Genomic DNA, 14,942 nt, shown 5'->3' on the forward strand with positions numbered 1-14,942 from the left:
ATGCGTCGTACCGCGATCACGGCCGCCGTGGCCGCCCTGGCCCTGACCACCGGCTGCGGCGCCGCCGACATGACCAAGCAGGCCAGCCCGTTCGCCAACGCCCGGGGCGCGAAGACGGTCACCCTGTCCGTGCAGTCCTGGGTGGGCGCGCAGGCCGACGCGGCCGTCGCCCAGTACATCCTGGAGCACAAGCTCGGCTACCGCGTCGACACCGTCCAGGTCGACGAGGTGCCCGCCTGGGACGCGCTCAGCCAGGGCCGGGTCGACGCCCTGCTGGAGGACTGGGGCCACCCGGAGCAGGAGAAACGGTACGTCCGGGAGAAGGGGACGGTGGCGCCCGGCGGCGGCCTCGGGGTGACCGGCCACATCGGCTGGTTCGTGCCGACGTACCTCGCCAAGCAGCACCCGGACATCACCGACTGGCGGAACCTGGACAAGTACGCCCACCTGTTCCGCACCGCGGAGAGCGGCGGCAAGGGACAGCTGATGGACGGCTCCCCGTCCTACGTCACCAACGACAAGGCCCTGGTGAAGAACCTGAAGCTGGACTACCAGGTCGTCTTCGCCGGCTCCGAGGCCGCCCAGATCACCCAGATCAAACGGTTCGCCAAGGAGAAGAAGCCCTTCCTGACGTACTGGTACGCGCCCCAGTGGCTGTTCCGGAAGGTCCCGATGACGGAGGTGAAGCTGCCGCCGCACAAGGAGGGCTGCGACGCCGACCCGGACAAGGTCGCCTGCGGCTATCCGCACACCCCGCTGAAGAAGTACCTCAACGCGGGCTTCGCGAAGTCCGGCGGCGAGGCGGCGGCCTTCCTGAAGAAGTTCCGGTGGACCACCGAGGACCAGAACGAGGTGTCGCTGATGATCGCCGAGCAGAAGCTCTCCCCGGCCGAGGCGGCGAAGAAGTGGGTGGACAGCCACCCGTCCGTGTGGAAGAAGTGGCTGCCCTGACCGGGCGCCCCCGGCCTACGGCAGCAGCCCGGCCGCGATCTCCCGCAGCGCGGCCGTCGCCCGCCGCTGGAGGCCCGGCCCGAACGTGACCCGGGTGGCCCCGAGTTCGCCGAGCGCGGCGGGCGCGGGGCCGTCCGGACGGGCCAGCAGGTTCAGCGGGCCCTCGATCCCCGACCGCAGCAGCGGCACCAGCTCCGCCGGGGCGAGGATCGGGTACACGCAGTCGGCGCCCGCCGCGCGGTACAGCGCGGCCCGCTCGATGGCCCGCTCCGGGTCGCCGTCGCCGTGCACGAACACATCGACGCGGGCGTTGACGAACAGGCGGTCGGCGGCGGCCTGGCGCACCCCGGCGAGGAACTCGGCGTGCGCGTGCGGGTCCTTGAGGACACCCCCGTCCGAGTCCTCGAGGTTGCAGCCCACGACACCGGCCTCCAGCAGCCGTTCGACCAGTTCCTCGGGTGCGAGCCCGTAGCCGCCCTCCACGTCCGCCGAGACCGGCACGTCCACCGCCCGCGCGATCCGGGCGACGGCCGCGAACATCTCGTCGGCCGGGGTGGCCCCGTCCTCGTACCCGAGGGAGGCGGCCACCCCGGCGCTCGGCGTGGCCAGCGCCGGGAACCCGGCCTCCGCGAAGACCCGCGCGGCGGCGGCGTCCCACGGCCCGGGCAGCACCAGCGGGTCGCCCGGGGCGCGCCCCCGGTGCAGGGCGCGGAACTCTTCGGCCTTGCTCATGGCTGCCGGCCTCCCGGGGGCACACGGCGGCTGACCATCAGGCGGTTCCAGCCGTTGATGACGGTGATCAGGGCGATGAGGTGGGCGAGCGCCGCCTCGTCGAAGTGCTTGGCGGCGGCCTCGTACACCTCGTCGGGCACGAAGCCCTCGGTCAGCACGGTGACCGCCTCGGTCAGCGCCAGCGCGGCCCGCTCCCGCTCGCTGTAGAGGTCCTCGGTCTCCTCCCAGGCGCCGAGGAAGTGGATGCGGTCCTCGGACTCCCCGTGCTTCCTGGCCAGGCCCAGGTGCATGTCGAGGCAGAACGCGCAGTGGTTGATCTGCGAGGCGCGGATCATCACCAGTTCGGCCAGGCCCGGGTCGCCGAGCCCCTTCTTGGCCGCCGCGCTGACCGCGGCCATCGCCCGGAAGACCTCCGGGTCCAGCAACTGGGTGCGGTTCACTTGTGCTGCCCCGGGTGGTAGTGGCCCGCGGGCGACCGGGTGGACACGCCGAACCGGTTCCAGGCGTTGATCACGGCGATGGCGGCGATCAGCTGGGAGAGCTCGGCCTCGTCGAAGTGCTTGGCGGCCCGCTCGTAGACCTCGTCCGGCACGAAGCCGTCCGTCAGGACGGTGATCGCGTCGGTCAGCTCCAGCGCCGCCAGCTCCTTCTCGGTGTAGAAGTGCCGGGACTCCTCCCACGCGCCGAGCTGGATGATCCGCTCCACGCTCTCGCCGGCCGCGAGGGCGTCCTTGGAGTGCATGTCGAGGCAGCGCGCGCAGTGGTTGACCTGGGAGGCGCGGATCTTGACCAGCTCGCGCAGCCGGGGGTCCAGGCCCTGGTTGGCGACGGCGTCCAGCTGGATCATCGCCTTGTAGACCTCGGGCGCGTGCTGGGCCCAGCGCAGCCGCGCCGGCTCCTCGGGGGCGTAGGGGACGGGTTCCTCGTGAGTGCTCATGTCCTCGACCCTAGAAGCGAGGCAGCCCAGGGGTATGGTCCATTCCCATGGCGGAATCCTGGGCCACTTTGGGCGTCGACCTGCATCTCGAACCGGCTCTCGCGGGCGGCCTGCGCCGGGGTCTGACCGACGCCCTGCGGGACGCGGTGCGCACCGGCCGGCTCGCCCCCGGCACCCGGCTGCCGTCCTCCCGGACCCTCGCCGCCGACCTCGGCATCGCCCGCAACACCGTCGCAGAGGCCTACGCCGACCTGGTCGCCGAGGGCTGGCTCACCGCCCGGCAGGGCTCCGGCACCCGGGTCGCCGACCGGGTGGTGACCCCGCCGCCCGCCCCGTCCGGGCCGGGCCGCCGGGAGCCGGGCCGCCCCGCGTACAGCCTGGTCCCCGGCACCCCCGACCTCGCCGCCTTCCCGCGCGCCGAGTGGCTCAAGGCCGCCCGCAGGGCGCTGGCCACCGCCCCCTTCGACGCCCTCGGCTACGGCGACCCGCGCGGCCGGCGCGAACTGCGCACCGCCCTCGCCGGATACCTCGCCCGGGTCCGGGGCGTGCGCGCCACCCCGGACACCGTCGTGATCACCGCCGGCACCTCGCACGCCCTGCGCGTCCTCGGCACCATGCTGCGGGCGCGCGGGGCGGACACGGTGGCGGTGGAGTCCTACGGCCTCGACGTCCACTGGCGGCTGCTGCGCGCGGCGGGCCTGGCCACCCCCGCACTGCCCCACGACGCGCTCGGCACCGACCCGCGCCCGCCGGACGGCGCCTCGGCGGTCCTCCTCACCCCGGCCCACCAGTTCCCGACGGGCACCCCGCTGCACCCCGACCGGCGGGCCGCCGTCGTGGACTGGGCGCGGCGCACCGGCTCACTGGTGCTGGAGGACGACTACGACGGCGAGTTCCGTTACGACCGGCAGCCCGTCGGCGCCCTCCAGGGCCTGGACCCCGACCGGGTGGTCTACCTGGGCACCGCCAGCAAGTCCCTCGCGCCCGGGCTGCGGCTGGGCTGGATGGTGCTGCCGCCGGCCCTGGCGGAGGAGGCGGTGGCGGCCAAGGGGCACACCGACACCTGCGGATCGCTGGACCAGCTGACGCTGGCCGAGTTCCTCACCTCCGGTGCCTACGACCGGCACGTCCGCTCCGCCCGTCTGCGTTACCGGCGCCGCCGGGACGCCCTCGCCGAGGCCGTGGCGGGCCGGGCGCCGTCGGTGCGGGTGACGGGCATCGCGGCCGGGCTGCATGCGGTGCTGCGCCTCCCGCCGGGCCTGGAACAGCCGGTGGTCCAGGCTGCGGACCTCCAGGGCCTGGCCCTGCACGGCCTGTCCTACTATCGCCACCCCGACGCGCCGGCCGACCCCTCGGACGCCCTGGTGGTCGGCTACGGCACCCCTCCGGACAGCGCGTGGACGGGCGCCCTGGAGGCACTGTGCCGGGTGCTGCCGTAAGGCGGCCGCGGGCACCCGGGAGTCACCCCCGGTTGGGCGTGGGGGCGTCCCGTCTCTAGGCTGACCGCCGAACACCCATCCGACGGGGGAGTGACACCATGGCGCACAACCGGAAGCAACTCCGCTCCGGCACGGTCGTCCTGGGCGGGGTGGGCCTGCTGGCCGCCGCGCTCACGGCCTGCTCGTCCGACCCGGACAAACGCTGTGTGGACCGGGACAGTTACGACGTGTCCAAGGGGTACAAGGTCGTCTCCGACAAGGACTGCAAGACGACGGGCGGCACCGGCGTCTCCTCCTCGGGCCGGAAGAAGCCCGTCAAGAAGGGCGCCAAACGGCCGGTCGACGCCGCCTGGTACTACGAGGGCAAGGAGAAGAACGGCTGGGTCGACGGCGGCTCCTTCACCAAGCCCGGCGGATCCGGCGGAAGTTCGGGCGGCTCGTCGTACAACGACGGGAACAGCGGCGGAAGTAACGGCGGGGTCAGCCGCGGCGGCTTCGGCGGCGGCTCGGGCAGCTCCGGCGGCTGAGCGGAGGACGCGCATGGAACGCCGTACGACGACCCCCCGCCCCGGCTGGCAGCAGACCGTCGAGGCCCAGGGCCTGATCTACCCCCTCACCCGTCACCCCGACGACTCCCTGCGGCCGTACTGGGACGAGAGCGCCTACTACGTCTTCTCCCTGGAGGAGGTCGAGGCGCTGGAGGACACCGTCGCGGAACTGCACCGCATGTGCCTCGCGGCGGCGGACCACATCGTGGCCGAGGACCGGCTGGCCGACCTCGGCATCACCGACGCCCGGGTGGCCGCCGCGGTCACCGAGTCCTGGCACCGCCGGGACGAACTGCCGTCCCTCTACGGCCGTTTCGACCTGCGCTACGACGGCACCGGCCCGGCGAAGCTGCTGGAGTACAACGCCGACACGCCCACCTCGCTGGTGGAGGCGGCCTCCCCGCAGTGGTTCTGGATGGAGGAACGTTTTCCCGGCGCCGACCAGTGGAACTCCCTGCACGAACGCCTGGTGGAGGCATGGCGCGCCCAGGCCGCGCTGCTGCCGCCCGGCGCCCCCCTGCACTTCGCGCACTCCGCCGCCGACGAACTCGGCGAGGACCTGATGACGGTCGCCTATCTGAAGGAGACGGCGGAGCAGGCCGGCCTGACCACCGACTGGCTCGCCATGGAGGAGATCGGCTGGGACTCCCTCTCCGGTCGCTTCGTCGACAACCGGCTCCGTTTCATCCGGGGCATCTTCAAGCTGTACCCCTGGGAGTGGCTCACCGCCGACGCCTTCGGCCCGCACGTCCTGGACACCCTGGACAACGGCGGCGGCACCGGCAGCACCCTGTGGATCGAGCCGGCCTGGAAGATGCTGCTGAGCAACAAGGCCCTGCTGGCGATCCTCTGGGAGCTGTACCCCGGCCACCCCAGCCTCCTGCCCGCCTACCTCGACGGCCCCCGCGACCTGGCCGCCACCACCGGGTACGTGGCCAAGCCCCTGCTGGGCCGCGAGGGCGCCGGCATCACCGTCCACGAGCCCGGCACCCCGCCGGCCCCCCGCGAGGACCCCTGCTGCTGCCAGCAGCTGGCCCCCCTCCCCGCCTTCGACGGCAACCACGTCGTCCTCGGCACCTGGGTCGTCGCCGGCGAACCGGCGGGCCTCGGCATCCGCGAATCCACCGGCCTGATCACCGACGAGTACGCCCGCTTCCTGCCGCACGTGATCCTCTAGGCGGCCGCGCCGGCGAGCAACGCCTCCACCGCCTCCCGTGCGTGCCCGGCCGCGGACGGGTCGCCCGTGATGCCCGCCGTGACGATGGCCCCCTCGGCCAGCAGGTACACGGGTTCGGTGAGCGGGAGTCCCGTGGCCCGGACCCAGCCCGACAACTGGTCGTGGAAGGCGCGTTTGTGGGCGCGGACCTCGGTCAGGACCGCCTCCGAGGTCGCGCCCAGCTCCCCGTGGGCGTTGATCCAGGCGCAGCCGCGGAAGCCGGGTTCGGCGAACCACGCGGCGAGCCAGTCGAAGACCGCCAGCACCCTCTCGCGCGGGTCGGCGACGCGCTCCACGTGCGCGGCCAGGCTCTCCCGCCAGCGCCGGTCGCGCCGCCGGAGCACGGCGACGACCAGGTCCTCCTTGGTGGCGAACAGCCGGTAGATCCGCTTCAGGGGCAGCCCGGACGCCTCCCGGACCCGGTCCATGCCGACCGCCTGGATGCCGTGCGCGTAGAAGAGCGCCTCGGCGGTCTCCAGCAGGGTCTCGCGGTCCAGGCGGTCGCGTTCCTCGGTGGCGGGGGCGGGCATCCGGGCTCCTCGTGGCTCCTTGACGTCGAGAACGGTCGTTCTCTACCTTAGCCGCAGCGATGGAGAACGATCGTTCTCGACCCGCCCCGGCCCGAGGAGACCGCCGTGCCCGAAGCCCGCCCGCCCTACCCGCCGTTCACCCTGGAGACCGCCCGGCAGAAGGTCCAGGCGGCCGAGGACGCCTGGAACACCCGCGACCCCCACCGGGTGGCCCTCGCCTACACCGAGGACTCCGTCTGGCGCAACCGCGACCGGTTCCTCACCGGCCGGGAGGAGATCGTCGCCTTCCTCACCGACAAGTGGCGCCGCGAACTGGACTACGCGCTGCGCAAGAGCCTGTGGAGCTTCCACGACAACCGCATCGCCGTCCGCTTCCAGTACGAGAGCCGCGACCCCGACGGGCAGTGGTGGCGCTCCTACGGCAACGAACTGTGGGAGTTCGACGAGTACGGACTGATGCGCCGCCGCGAGGCGAGCATCAACGACGTGGCCATCGAGGAATCCGGCCGGCGCATCCTCGGACCCCGGCCCGCGGACGAGCACGGCACCGACTTCCCCCTGCGCTGATCAGGCGCCGAGCAGCACCGCCCGCAACTGCTCCACGCCCCAGTCGAGATCGTCCTCGCCGATCACCAGCGGCGGCGCGATGCGGATCGTCGCCCCGTGGGTCTCCTTGACCAGGACCCCACGGGCCAGCAGCCGCTCGGCGACCTCCCGCCCGGTGCCCACCGCGGGAGCGATGTCCACCCCGGCCCACAGCCCCCGCCCGCGCACCGCCGTCACCCGGCCCGTCCCGGCCAGCTCGCCCAGCCGCCGGTGCAGCCGCTCGCCCAGCCGCGCCGCCCGCTCCTGGTACTCCCCGGTCCGCAGCATCGCGATCACCTCCAGCGCCACCGCGCAGGCCAGCGGATTCCCGCCGAACGTCGACCCGTGCTCACCCGGCCGGAACACCCCGAGCACCGCCGCGCTCGACACCACCGCCGACACCGGCACGATCCCGCCGCCCAGCGCCTTGCCCAGCACGTACACATCCGGCACGACCCCCTCGTTCTCGCACGCGAAGGTCCGCCCGGTCCGGCCCAGCCCCGACTGGACCTCGTCGGCGACGAAGAGCACGTTCCGCTCCCGGGACAGCTCCCGCACCCCCGCGAGATAACCGGCCGGCGGCACGATCACCCCCGACTCGCCCTGCACCGGCTCCAGCAGCACCGCCACCGTGTTCTCCGTCAGCGCCCCCCGCAGCGCGGTCAGGTCGCCGTACGGCACGATCTCGAACCCCGGCGTGTACGGCCCGAAGTCCGCCCGCGCCTCCGGATCCGTGGAGAAGCTGATGACGGTCGTCGTACGGCCGTGGAAGTTGCCTCCCGCCACGACGATCTTCGCCATCTCCGCGGGCACCCCCTTCACCCGGTAGCCCCACTTCCGGGCCGTCTTGATCGCGCCCTCCACCGCCTCCGCGCCGGTGTTCGCCGGCAGCACCATCTCCATCCCGCACAACTCCGCCAGCTCGGCGCAGAACGCCGCGAACCGGTCGTGGTGGAAGGCGCGGGAGGTCAGCGTCAGCCGCTCGAGCTGCCGCCGGGCCGCCTCGACCAGCCGGGGATGGCCGTGCCCGAAGTTCAGCGCCGAGTAACCGGCCAGCAGGTCCAGGTACCGCCGCCCCGCCACATCCGTCAGCCACGCCCCCTCACCGGTGGCGAGCACGACCGGCAGCGGATCGTAGGTGGGCGCGCAGTGCGCGTCGGCGAGGGCGATGAGGTCTTCTGCGGCAGCGGTCACGGACACTCCCGGATCGGCCCGGATACGACGATGACCTCCTTCTTAACCCCGCTCGCATGGTGGACGCGGGATCTTCCCCGCGCGGCGCGCCCGGTAGGCTGGCACCCGGGCCGTGACTGGCGCGCTGGGATGGGACGGACCATCAGGGAGCGGCCCGAGCGGTATGAGTGCCGTGCGCCTGGGCCGAACGTGAACGCTGTACGCACACCGTCCGGAGGTCCCCGATGCCCGAGAACGCCGCCCCCCTCTCCACCGAGTCCACCGCCTTCCGCGCCGCCCTCGACGTCATCCGCGCCGTCGAGCCGCGCGTCGCCGACGCCATCGGCCAGGAGGTCGCCGACCAGCGCGGGATGCTCAAGCTGATCGCGTCCGAGAACTACGCCTCCCCGGCGACCCTGCTCGCGATGGGCAACTGGTTCAGCGACAAGTACGCCGAGGGCACCGTCGGCCGCCGCTTCTACGCCGGCTGCCGCAACGTCGACACCGTCGAGGCCCTCGCCGCCGAACACGCCCGCGAACTCTTCGGCGCCCGCCACGCCTACGTCCAGCCGCACTCCGGCATCGACGCCAACCTCGTCGCCTTCTGGGCCGTCCTCGCCGACCGCGTCGAGGCGCCCTTCCTGGAGAAGGCCGGCGCCCGCCAGATCAACGACCTCACCGACGCCGACTGGGCCGAACTGCGCCAGGCCTTCGGCAACCAGCGCATGCTCGGCATGTCCCTGGACGCCGGCGGCCACCTCACCCACGGCTTCCGCCCGAACATCTCCGGCAAGATGTTCGACCAGCGCTCCTACGGCACCGACCCGGCCACCGGCCTGATCGACTACGACGCCCTGCGCGCCCAGGCCCGCGAGTTCAAGCCGCTGATCATCGTCGCGGGCTACTCCGCGTACCCCCGGCTGGTGAACTTCCGGATCATGCGCGAGATCGCCGACGAGGTCGGCGCCACCCTCATGGTCGACATGGCGCACTTCGCCGGACTGGTCGCCGGCAAGGTGCTCACCGGCGACTTCGACCCGGTCCCGCACGCCCAGATCGTCACCACCACCACCCACAAGTCGCTGCGCGGCCCGCGCGGCGGCATGGTGCTGTGCGACGACTCCCTCAAGGACCAGGTGGACCGCGGCTGCCCGATGGTCCTCGGCGGCCCGCTCCCGCACGTCATGGCCGCCAAGGCCGTCGCCCTCGCCGAGGCCCGGCAGCCCGCCTTCCAGGACTACGCCCAGCGCATCGTCGACAACTCCCGCGCCCTCGCCGAGGGCCTGATGCGCCGCGGCGCCACCCTGGTCACCGGCGGCACCGACAACCACCTCAACCTGATCGACGTCGCCACCTCCTACGGCCTCACCGGCCGCCAGGCCGAGGCCGCCCTGCTCGACTCGGGCATCGTCACCAACCGCAACGCCATCCCGGCCGACCCGAACGGCGCCTGGTACACCTCCGGCATCCGCGTCGGCACCCCGGCGCTGACCACCCGCGGCCTCGGCACGGCGGAGATGGACGAGGTCGCGGCCCTGATCGACCGCGTCCTGACCGCCACCGAGCCGGGCACCACCAAGTCCGGCGCCCCGTCCAAGGCGAGCCACGTCCTGGACGAGAAGACCGCCGACGAGATCGCCCACCGCGCCACGGACCTGGTGGCGGGCTTCCCCCTCTACCCGGAAGTAGACCTCGGCTGAACCGCCCCTGAAAGGGGCGCGGGGAACTGCGCGACCGGCCCCCACCGGCCCGCAGTTCCCCACACACCGAACCACCCCGTCTCTCTGCGACAATGAGGGGTATGGCTTCAGACCGACCTCGCGTGCTCTCCGGTATTCAGCCCACCGCTGGCTCGTTCCACCTCGGCAACTACCTCGGCGCCGTCCGCCAGTGGGTGGCCCTCCAGGAGTCCCACGACGCCTTCTACATGGTGGTCGACCTGCACGCGATCACGGTCCCGCAGGACCCGGCGGAACTGCGCGCCAACACCCGCCTGGCCGCGGCCCAGCTGCTGGCCGCGGGCCTGGACCCCGACCGCTGCACCCTCTTCGTGCAGAGCCACGTCCCCGAGCACGCCCAGCTCGCCTGGGTCATGAACTGCCTCACCGGCTTCGGCGAGGCGTCCCGCATGACCCAGTTCAAGGACAAGTCCGCCAAGCAGGGCGCCGACCGGGCCTCCGTCGGCCTGTTCACCTACCCGATCCTCCAGGTCGCGGACATCCTGCTGTACCAGGCCCACGAGGTGCCGGTCGGCGAGGACCAGCGCCAGCACATCGAGCTGACCCGGGACCTCGCCGAGCGCTTCAACGGCCGCTTCGGCGACACCTTCACGATCCCGAAGCCGTACATCCTCAAGGAGACGGCGAAGATCTACGACCTCCAGGACCCGACGGTCAAGATGAGCAAGTCGGCGTCCACGCCGAAGGGCCTGATCAACCTCCTGGACGAGCCGAAGACCACGGCCAAGAAGGTGAAGAGCGCCGTCACCGACACCGACACGGTGATCCGCTACGACACCGAGAACAAGCCGGGCGTCTCCAACCTCCTCACCATCTACTCCACGCTCACCGGCAAGACCGTCGCCGAGCTGGAGCGGGAGTACGAGGGCAAGATGTACGGCGCGCTCAAGACCGACCTGGCCGAGGTCATGGTCGACTTCGTCACCCCGTTCCGCGAGCGCACCCACCAGTACCTGGACGACGCCGAGACGCTGGACTCGATCCTCGCCAAGGGCGCCGAGAAGGCGCGGACCGTCGCCGCCGAGACCCTCGCGCAGGCGTACGACCGCGTGGGCTTCCTCCCGGCCAAGCACTGAGGCGTACGACCGCACGGGCCCGCGCGGGCAGAGCGCTGCACATCACTTCCGCTGCGCCTGCCCACGGGGCACCCGTGGCCGTACAGTCGATGCCAACGGCCGGGCCCAGTCGGCCGAGACGACGACAGACGCGACGACAGGAGACGACGTGGGGACCGTAACGATCGGCGTGTCGATCGCGGTCCCGGAGCCTCACGGCAGCCTGCTCCAGGAGCGGCGCGCGGGCTTCGGCGACGCCGCGGCTCATGGCATCCCCACCCACGTCACACTGCTGCCGCCGACCGAGGTGGACGAGGCCGACCTGCCCGCGGTCGACGCGCACCTGACCGAGGTCGCCGCGGCGGGCCGGCCGTTCCCGATGCGGCTGTCCGGCACCGGCACCTTCCGCCCGCTGTCACCGGTGGTCTACGTCCGCGTGGTGGCGGGTGCCGAGGCGTGCACCCGGCTCCAGCAGCGGATCCGGGACGCGTCCGGGCCGATGGCGCGCGAACTGCTCTTCCCGTACCACCCGCACGTCACCGTCGCGCACGGCATCGAGGAGGCGGCGATGGACCGCGCCTTCGAGGAGCTGGCCGACTACGAGGCCGAGTGGTCGTGCACCGGCTTCGCGCTGTACGAACAGGGCGCCGACGCCGTCTGGCGCAAGCTGCGCGAGTACACGTTCGGGGGGCCGGTCGTACCGGTCCAGCCGGGGCACGCGGAGGTGTGCGCGCCGCGCGTCGCGCAGTGAGCCGCCGTGGCTCTACAGCGGAAGCCGCCTGAACAGCGCCCGGGGCGCGTGCCGCAGGGCCGCCGTCAGCAGGCGGAGCGCACCCGGCACCCACACCGTCTCCGCGCCCCGGCGCAGGCCCAGTTCGACGGCCGTGGCCACCGCCTCCGGGGTGGTGGCGAGCGGGCTGCGCGGGCGGCCCGCCGTGGAACGGGTGCGCACGAAGCCGGGGCGTACGACCATGACCCGCGCGCCCGTCCCGTACAGGGCGTCCCCGAGACCCTGGGCGAACGCGTCCAGGCCCGCCTTGCTGGAGCCGTAGATGAAGTCGGCGCGGCGGGCGCGTTCGGCGGCGGCGGAGGACAGCACGACGAGCCACCCGTGCCCCTGGGTCTGGAGGGCGCGGCCCGCGACCAGACCCGCCGAGACGGCCCCGGTGTAGTTGGTCTGGGCGACCCGGACCGCGCGGACCGGGTCCCGTTCGTCGTGCGCCTGGTCGCCGAGGATGCCGAAGGCGAGCAGCACCATGTCGACCGGTCCCTCGGCGAACACCTTGCCGAGGACGGCCTCGTGGGACTCGGGGGCGAGGGCGTCGAAGGCGACGGTGTGGACGTCCGCGCCCAGCGCCCGCAGGCTCCCGGCCGCGTTCTCCAGTGCGAGGGAGGGGCGGCCCGCCAGCCACACCGTGCGGGTGCGGCGGGCGATCAGCCGGCGCGCGGTGGCCAGCGCGATCTCGGACGTGCCGCCGAGGACGAGCAGGGACCGGGGCAGTTCGGTGGCATCCTTCATGACAGATGACCGTATCGCCCCCATATGAACCTTCCGGCGGCGAAACGCGGTGTTGGCATTCCCGCGCAGCGGGCAGAGTCGGATCATGGACTGGCTGAAGAGGCTGCCCGGCATCGGGCCGATCGTCACCCGCCTGACGATCACCCACGCGTGGCGGTGTTACGAACGGCTGGACCGGGTCAAGTGGGCCCGGCTGGCCGCCGCCATGACGTTCGTCAGCTTCGTGGCGCTGTTCCCGCTGCTGACCGTGGCCGCCGCGGTCACCGCCGCCACCCTCAGCCCGGCCCGCCAGAAGATCGTGGAGCAGCGGATCGCCGACCAGTTCCCGGGCCTGTCCGACCAGTTGGACCTCACCTCCCTGGTGCAGAACGCGGGCACCGTCGGGGTCATCGCGGGCGCGGTGCTGCTGTTCACGGGCATCGGCTGGGTCGGCCAGGTGCGGGACTGCCTGCGCGCGGTGTGGGAACTGCCGGACCAGGGGGAGAACCCGGTGCTGGCCAAGGTGAAGGACACCGTGATCCTGCTCGGCCTCGGCGGCGCCCTGCTGATCACGCTCGCCGCCTCCACCCTCGCCTCGGCCGCCGTCGGCCTGGTGTCGCGGCAGTTCGGCCTGGACGAGCACGGCTGGGGCACCGCGCTGCTGCAGGTCGCCGCGTTCGCCGTCGCCGTGCTCGCCGACTTCCTGGTCCTGCTCTACGTCCTGACCCTGCTGCCCGGGGTCGAGCCGCCGCGCCGCCGTCTGCTGGTCGCCGCCCTGCTCGGCGCGGTCGGCTTCGAACTGCTGAAACTGCTGCTCAGCGGCTATGTCCAGGGGGTTGCCGCGAAGAGTGTGTACGGCGCGTTCGGGGTGCCCGTGGCCCTGCTGCTGTGGATCAACTTCACGGCGAAACTCGTGCTGTTCTGTGCCGCCTGGACGGCGACGGGCAGCAAGGAGACCGAGGTCGCCGAGGCCGTCGAGGTCAGGGACGGGACCGGCGGCGCATCAGGTCCGGCAGCGGCCACCGACGGTTGACCAGGTACGCCCCGCCGCCGAGCAGCACCAGCAGCCCGCCCGCGATGGCCAGGGCGGTCCCGACGCCGCTGGAGCCGGAAGCGGCGGGGGCGCTCGCCGCCGCCTTCGCTCCCGCCCCGCCGCCCGTGCCGGGCGTCTGCCGGGGGCTCGCCGAGGAGGTGGACCCGGCCGGCACGGCGCTCCTCGGCGGCACCAGCTCGCCCACCGGGTTCACCTTGCCGTCCGCCTGGAAGCCCCAGTCGAACAGCTTCGCGGTCTCCTTGTAGACCTCGTTGTGGTCGTGCTTCTCCGGGTTCATCACCGTGACCAGCAGCACCTTGCCGCCGCGCTCGGCCACCCCGGTGAAGGTGGCGCCCGCGTGCGTGGTGTTGCCGTTCTTCACGCCCGCGATGCCCTGGTAGACCGGCACATCGCTGTCCCCGCTCAGCAGCCGGTTGGTGTTGCGGATCTCGGTCGCGCCGAACTTGGCGCTGACCGTCGAGCAGTAGTCGCGGAAGTCCTTCTTCTGCAGGCCCGAGCGGGCGATCAGCGTCAGGTCGTACGCCGAGGAGACCTGCTCCGGCGCGTCGTAGCCGTCGGGCGAGACGACCTGGGTGTCCAGCGCCTGGAGTTCCTCGGCGTGCTTCTGCATGTCCTCGACGGTCCGCCGCACCCCGCCGTTCATCGCGGACAGCACGTGCACCGCGTCGTTGCCCGACTTCAGGAACACCCCGAGCCACAGGTCGCGCACGGAGTAGGTGGCGCCCTCCTTCACCCCGACCACACTGGAGCCGTCGCCCACCCCCTCGAGGTCGGCCGGGGCCACCTTGTAGCGGGTGTCCTTGGGGAACCGGGGCAGCACGGTGTCCGCGAAGAGCATCTTCAGCGTGCTGGCCGGGGGCAGCCGCCAGTGCGCGTTGTGCGCGGCCAGGACCTGGCCCGACTCGGCGTCGGCGACGATCCACGAGCGGGCGGTCAGCCCCTTGGGCAGCACCGGTACCCCGGGCGCGAGGTTGACCTGCGTACCGGGCATCCCGAGCCGGGCGCCACCGAGGGTGGACATCTGCGCCGGAGGCGTGACCGTCGGGCTCGTGGTGGGGGACGGGGCGGCGAGGGCGGCGGGCGCGGTGACGGCCAGGGAGAAGAGCGTGGCGGAGGCGACCAGCAGGGACCCGCGCGCACCCCGGGCACGGACCCGGGCCCCGGACGGCGATACTGGACTCATGAAGCTCAGCCGCCCTGTCTCCTGGTTCCTGCTCGCCTTCGGGGTGTGGAGCTGGGTCATCTGGGTCACTTTCGTCAAGAATCTCGTCAAGGACAGCAGCGGTCTGGCCTTCGACGACGGTCACCCGACGGCGTACTTCTGGGTGCACCTGCTGCTGGCGGTCGTTTCCTTCGTATTGGGGACGGTCATCGGCGTCATCGGGTTGCGCGGAGTGCGCGCACTGCGCCGAAACTCATAGCGAACATACGGAAACCCCCGTGCCCGGGAGGGCGCGGGGGTGTTCGGGCTGGGGTGGGGTCCGC

General features: G+C 72.6%; 17 protein-coding genes and 1 riboswitch. Of the genes, 10 read left to right on the forward strand and 7 right to left on the reverse strand.

Annotated elements, in window-relative coordinates; genetic code table 11:
- Positions 1–951, forward strand: coding sequence for an ABC transporter substrate-binding protein (locus tag HB370_RS24680; protein ID WP_030789441.1), 951 nt, complete (start codon positions 1–3; stop codon positions 949–951).
- Between the two features lie 15 nt (positions 952–966).
- On the opposite strand, the gene HB370_RS24685 is transcribed toward HB370_RS24680, so the two are convergent.
- The 3 genes from HB370_RS24685 to HB370_RS24695 are packed head-to-tail and all read right to left on the reverse strand — an operon-like array spanning position 967 to position 2,620.
- Entirely contained in the window at positions 967–1,683 is a 717-nt protein-coding gene (locus tag HB370_RS24685) for an isocitrate lyase/phosphoenolpyruvate mutase family protein (RefSeq protein WP_030789444.1), read from the reverse strand.
- Entirely contained in the window at positions 1,680–2,123 is a 444-nt protein-coding gene (locus HB370_RS24690) for a carboxymuconolactone decarboxylase family protein (RefSeq protein WP_030789447.1), read from the reverse strand. Before HB370_RS24690 ends, HB370_RS24685 begins: the two co-directional genes overlap by 4 nt.
- Entirely contained in the window at positions 2,120–2,620 is a 501-nt protein-coding gene (locus HB370_RS24695) for a carboxymuconolactone decarboxylase family protein (RefSeq protein ID WP_030789450.1), read from the reverse strand. The genes HB370_RS24690 and HB370_RS24695 overlap by 4 nt, the downstream gene beginning before the upstream one ends.
- A gap of 47 nt (positions 2,621–2,667) precedes the next feature.
- Here HB370_RS24695 and HB370_RS24700 point away from each other — a divergent pair, with 47 nt between their 5' ends.
- The 3 genes from HB370_RS24700 to HB370_RS24710 all read left to right on the forward strand — a co-directional run bounded on the left by HB370_RS24700 (position 2,668) and on the right by HB370_RS24710 (position 5,784).
- On the forward strand, positions 2,668–4,059 hold the full coding sequence (locus HB370_RS24700) for a PLP-dependent aminotransferase family protein (RefSeq protein ID WP_030789453.1): 1,392 nt from the start codon (positions 2,668–2,670) through the stop codon (positions 4,057–4,059).
- A gap of 98 nt (positions 4,060–4,157) precedes the next feature.
- The gene (locus HB370_RS24705; protein WP_030789456.1) at positions 4,158–4,586 is read left to right on the forward strand and encodes a hypothetical protein; all 429 of its coding nucleotides are present in this window, start codon (positions 4,158–4,160) and stop codon (positions 4,584–4,586) included.
- A gap of 13 nt (positions 4,587–4,599) precedes the next feature.
- Positions 4,600–5,784 carry a glutathionylspermidine synthase family protein gene (locus HB370_RS24710; protein ID WP_030789459.1) on the forward strand — a complete coding sequence of 395 codons (1,185 nt, stop codon included), beginning with the start codon at positions 4,600–4,602 and terminating at the stop codon, positions 5,782–5,784.
- Here HB370_RS24710 and HB370_RS24715 read toward each other — a convergent pair.
- Positions 5,781–6,353, reverse strand: coding sequence for a TetR/AcrR family transcriptional regulator (locus HB370_RS24715; protein WP_030789462.1), 573 nt, complete (start codon positions 6,351–6,353; stop codon positions 5,781–5,783). The two genes, HB370_RS24710 and HB370_RS24715, sit on opposite strands and share 4 nt — an antisense overlap.
- A gap of 105 nt (positions 6,354–6,458) precedes the next feature.
- Between HB370_RS24715 and HB370_RS24720 the strand changes: the two genes are divergently transcribed.
- Entirely contained in the window at positions 6,459–6,920 is a 462-nt protein-coding gene (locus HB370_RS24720; protein ID WP_030789465.1) for a nuclear transport factor 2 family protein, read from the forward strand.
- Here HB370_RS24720 and rocD read toward each other — a convergent pair whose 3' ends face one another.
- Positions 6,921–8,138 (reverse strand): ornithine--oxo-acid transaminase, encoded by a 1,218-nt coding sequence (gene rocD / locus HB370_RS24725; RefSeq protein WP_030789468.1) that lies wholly within the window; start codon positions 8,136–8,138, stop codon positions 6,921–6,923.
- A 96-nt stretch (positions 8,139–8,234) separates the two neighbouring features.
- A riboswitch (ZMP/ZTP riboswitch) is annotated at positions 8,235–8,323 on the forward strand.
- A gap of 33 nt (positions 8,324–8,356) precedes the next feature.
- Here rocD and HB370_RS24730 point away from each other — a divergent pair.
- The 3 genes from HB370_RS24730 to HB370_RS24740 all read left to right on the forward strand — a co-directional run bounded on the left by HB370_RS24730 (position 8,357) and on the right by HB370_RS24740 (position 11,656).
- Positions 8,357–9,811: a glycine hydroxymethyltransferase gene (locus tag HB370_RS24730; protein WP_030789471.1), complete on the forward strand. Its 1,455-nt coding sequence runs from the start codon at positions 8,357–8,359 to the stop codon at positions 9,809–9,811.
- 101 nt (positions 9,812–9,912) lie between these two features.
- Positions 9,913–10,926 carry a tryptophan--tRNA ligase gene (gene trpS, locus HB370_RS24735; protein WP_030789474.1) on the forward strand — a complete coding sequence of 338 codons (1,014 nt, stop codon included), beginning with the start codon at positions 9,913–9,915 and terminating at the stop codon, positions 10,924–10,926.
- Between the two features lie 148 nt (positions 10,927–11,074).
- On the forward strand, positions 11,075–11,656 hold the full coding sequence (locus HB370_RS24740; protein WP_030789477.1) for a 2'-5' RNA ligase family protein: 582 nt from the start codon (positions 11,075–11,077) through the stop codon (positions 11,654–11,656).
- Positions 11,657–11,668: 12 nt separating this feature from the next.
- Here the strand turns inward: HB370_RS24740 and HB370_RS24745 are convergent, their stop codons facing one another.
- Positions 11,669–12,424 carry a decaprenylphospho-beta-D-erythro-pentofuranosid-2-ulose 2-reductase gene (locus HB370_RS24745; protein WP_030789480.1) on the reverse strand — a complete coding sequence of 252 codons (756 nt, stop codon included), beginning with the start codon at positions 12,422–12,424 and terminating at the stop codon, positions 11,669–11,671.
- Positions 12,425–12,509: 85 nt separating this feature from the next.
- Here HB370_RS24745 and HB370_RS24750 point away from each other — a divergent pair, with 85 nt between their 5' ends.
- Entirely contained in the window at positions 12,510–13,436 is a 927-nt protein-coding gene (locus HB370_RS24750) for a YihY/virulence factor BrkB family protein (RefSeq protein WP_030789483.1), read from the forward strand.
- On the opposite strand, the gene HB370_RS24755 is transcribed toward HB370_RS24750, so the two are convergent.
- The gene (locus HB370_RS24755) at positions 13,384–14,640 is read right to left on the reverse strand and encodes a D-alanyl-D-alanine carboxypeptidase family protein (RefSeq protein WP_051816060.1); all 1,257 of its coding nucleotides are present in this window, start codon (positions 14,638–14,640) and stop codon (positions 13,384–13,386) included. The genes HB370_RS24750 and HB370_RS24755 overlap by 53 nt on opposite strands.
- Here HB370_RS24755 and HB370_RS24760 point away from each other — a divergent pair.
- Positions 14,639–14,878: a hypothetical protein gene (locus HB370_RS24760; protein WP_030789488.1), complete on the forward strand. Its 240-nt coding sequence runs from the start codon at positions 14,639–14,641 to the stop codon at positions 14,876–14,878. The two genes, HB370_RS24755 and HB370_RS24760, sit on opposite strands and share 2 nt — an antisense overlap.
- Positions 14,879–14,942: the final 64 nt, after the last annotated feature.

The organism is Streptomyces sp. DSM 40868 (genome assembly GCF_011820545.1).
In the GTDB taxonomy this organism is placed as follows: Bacteria; Actinomycetota; Actinomycetes; order Streptomycetales; family Streptomycetaceae; genus Streptomyces; species Streptomyces eurythermus.

What these genes read in the sequence shown, in the direction of transcription:
- HB370_RS24680 (WP_030789441.1), top strand. Translation starts at nt 1, where the DNA reads ATGCGTCGTACCGCGATCACGGCCGCCGTGGCCGCCCTGGCCCTGACC.
- HB370_RS24685 (WP_030789444.1), bottom strand. Translation starts at nt 1,683, where the DNA reads ATGAGCAAGGCCGAAGAGTTCCGCGCCCTGCACCGGGGGCGCGCCCCG.
- HB370_RS24695 (WP_030789450.1), bottom strand. Translation starts at nt 2,620, where the DNA reads ATGAGCACTCACGAGGAACCCGTCCCCTACGCCCCCGAGGAGCCGGCG.
- HB370_RS24700 (WP_030789453.1), top strand. Translation starts at nt 2,668, where the DNA reads ATGGCGGAATCCTGGGCCACTTTGGGCGTCGACCTGCATCTCGAACCG.
- HB370_RS24705 (WP_030789456.1), top strand. Translation starts at nt 4,158, where the DNA reads ATGGCGCACAACCGGAAGCAACTCCGCTCCGGCACGGTCGTCCTGGGC.
- HB370_RS24710 (WP_030789459.1), top strand. Translation starts at nt 4,600, where the DNA reads ATGGAACGCCGTACGACGACCCCCCGCCCCGGCTGGCAGCAGACCGTC.
- HB370_RS24715 (WP_030789462.1), bottom strand. Translation starts at nt 6,353, where the DNA reads ATGCCCGCCCCCGCCACCGAGGAACGCGACCGCCTGGACCGCGAGACC.
- HB370_RS24730 (WP_030789471.1), top strand. Translation starts at nt 8,357, where the DNA reads ATGCCCGAGAACGCCGCCCCCCTCTCCACCGAGTCCACCGCCTTCCGC.
- trpS (WP_030789474.1), top strand. Translation starts at nt 9,913, where the DNA reads ATGGCTTCAGACCGACCTCGCGTGCTCTCCGGTATTCAGCCCACCGCT.
- HB370_RS24745 (WP_030789480.1), bottom strand. Translation starts at nt 12,424, where the DNA reads ATGAAGGATGCCACCGAACTGCCCCGGTCCCTGCTCGTCCTCGGCGGC.
- HB370_RS24750 (WP_030789483.1), top strand. Translation starts at nt 12,510, where the DNA reads ATGGACTGGCTGAAGAGGCTGCCCGGCATCGGGCCGATCGTCACCCGC.
- HB370_RS24760 (WP_030789488.1), top strand. Translation starts at nt 14,639, where the DNA reads ATGAAGCTCAGCCGCCCTGTCTCCTGGTTCCTGCTCGCCTTCGGGGTG.
- HB370_RS24755 (WP_051816060.1), bottom strand. Translation starts at nt 14,640, where the DNA reads ATGAGTCCAGTATCGCCGTCCGGGGCCCGGGTCCGTGCCCGGGGTGCG.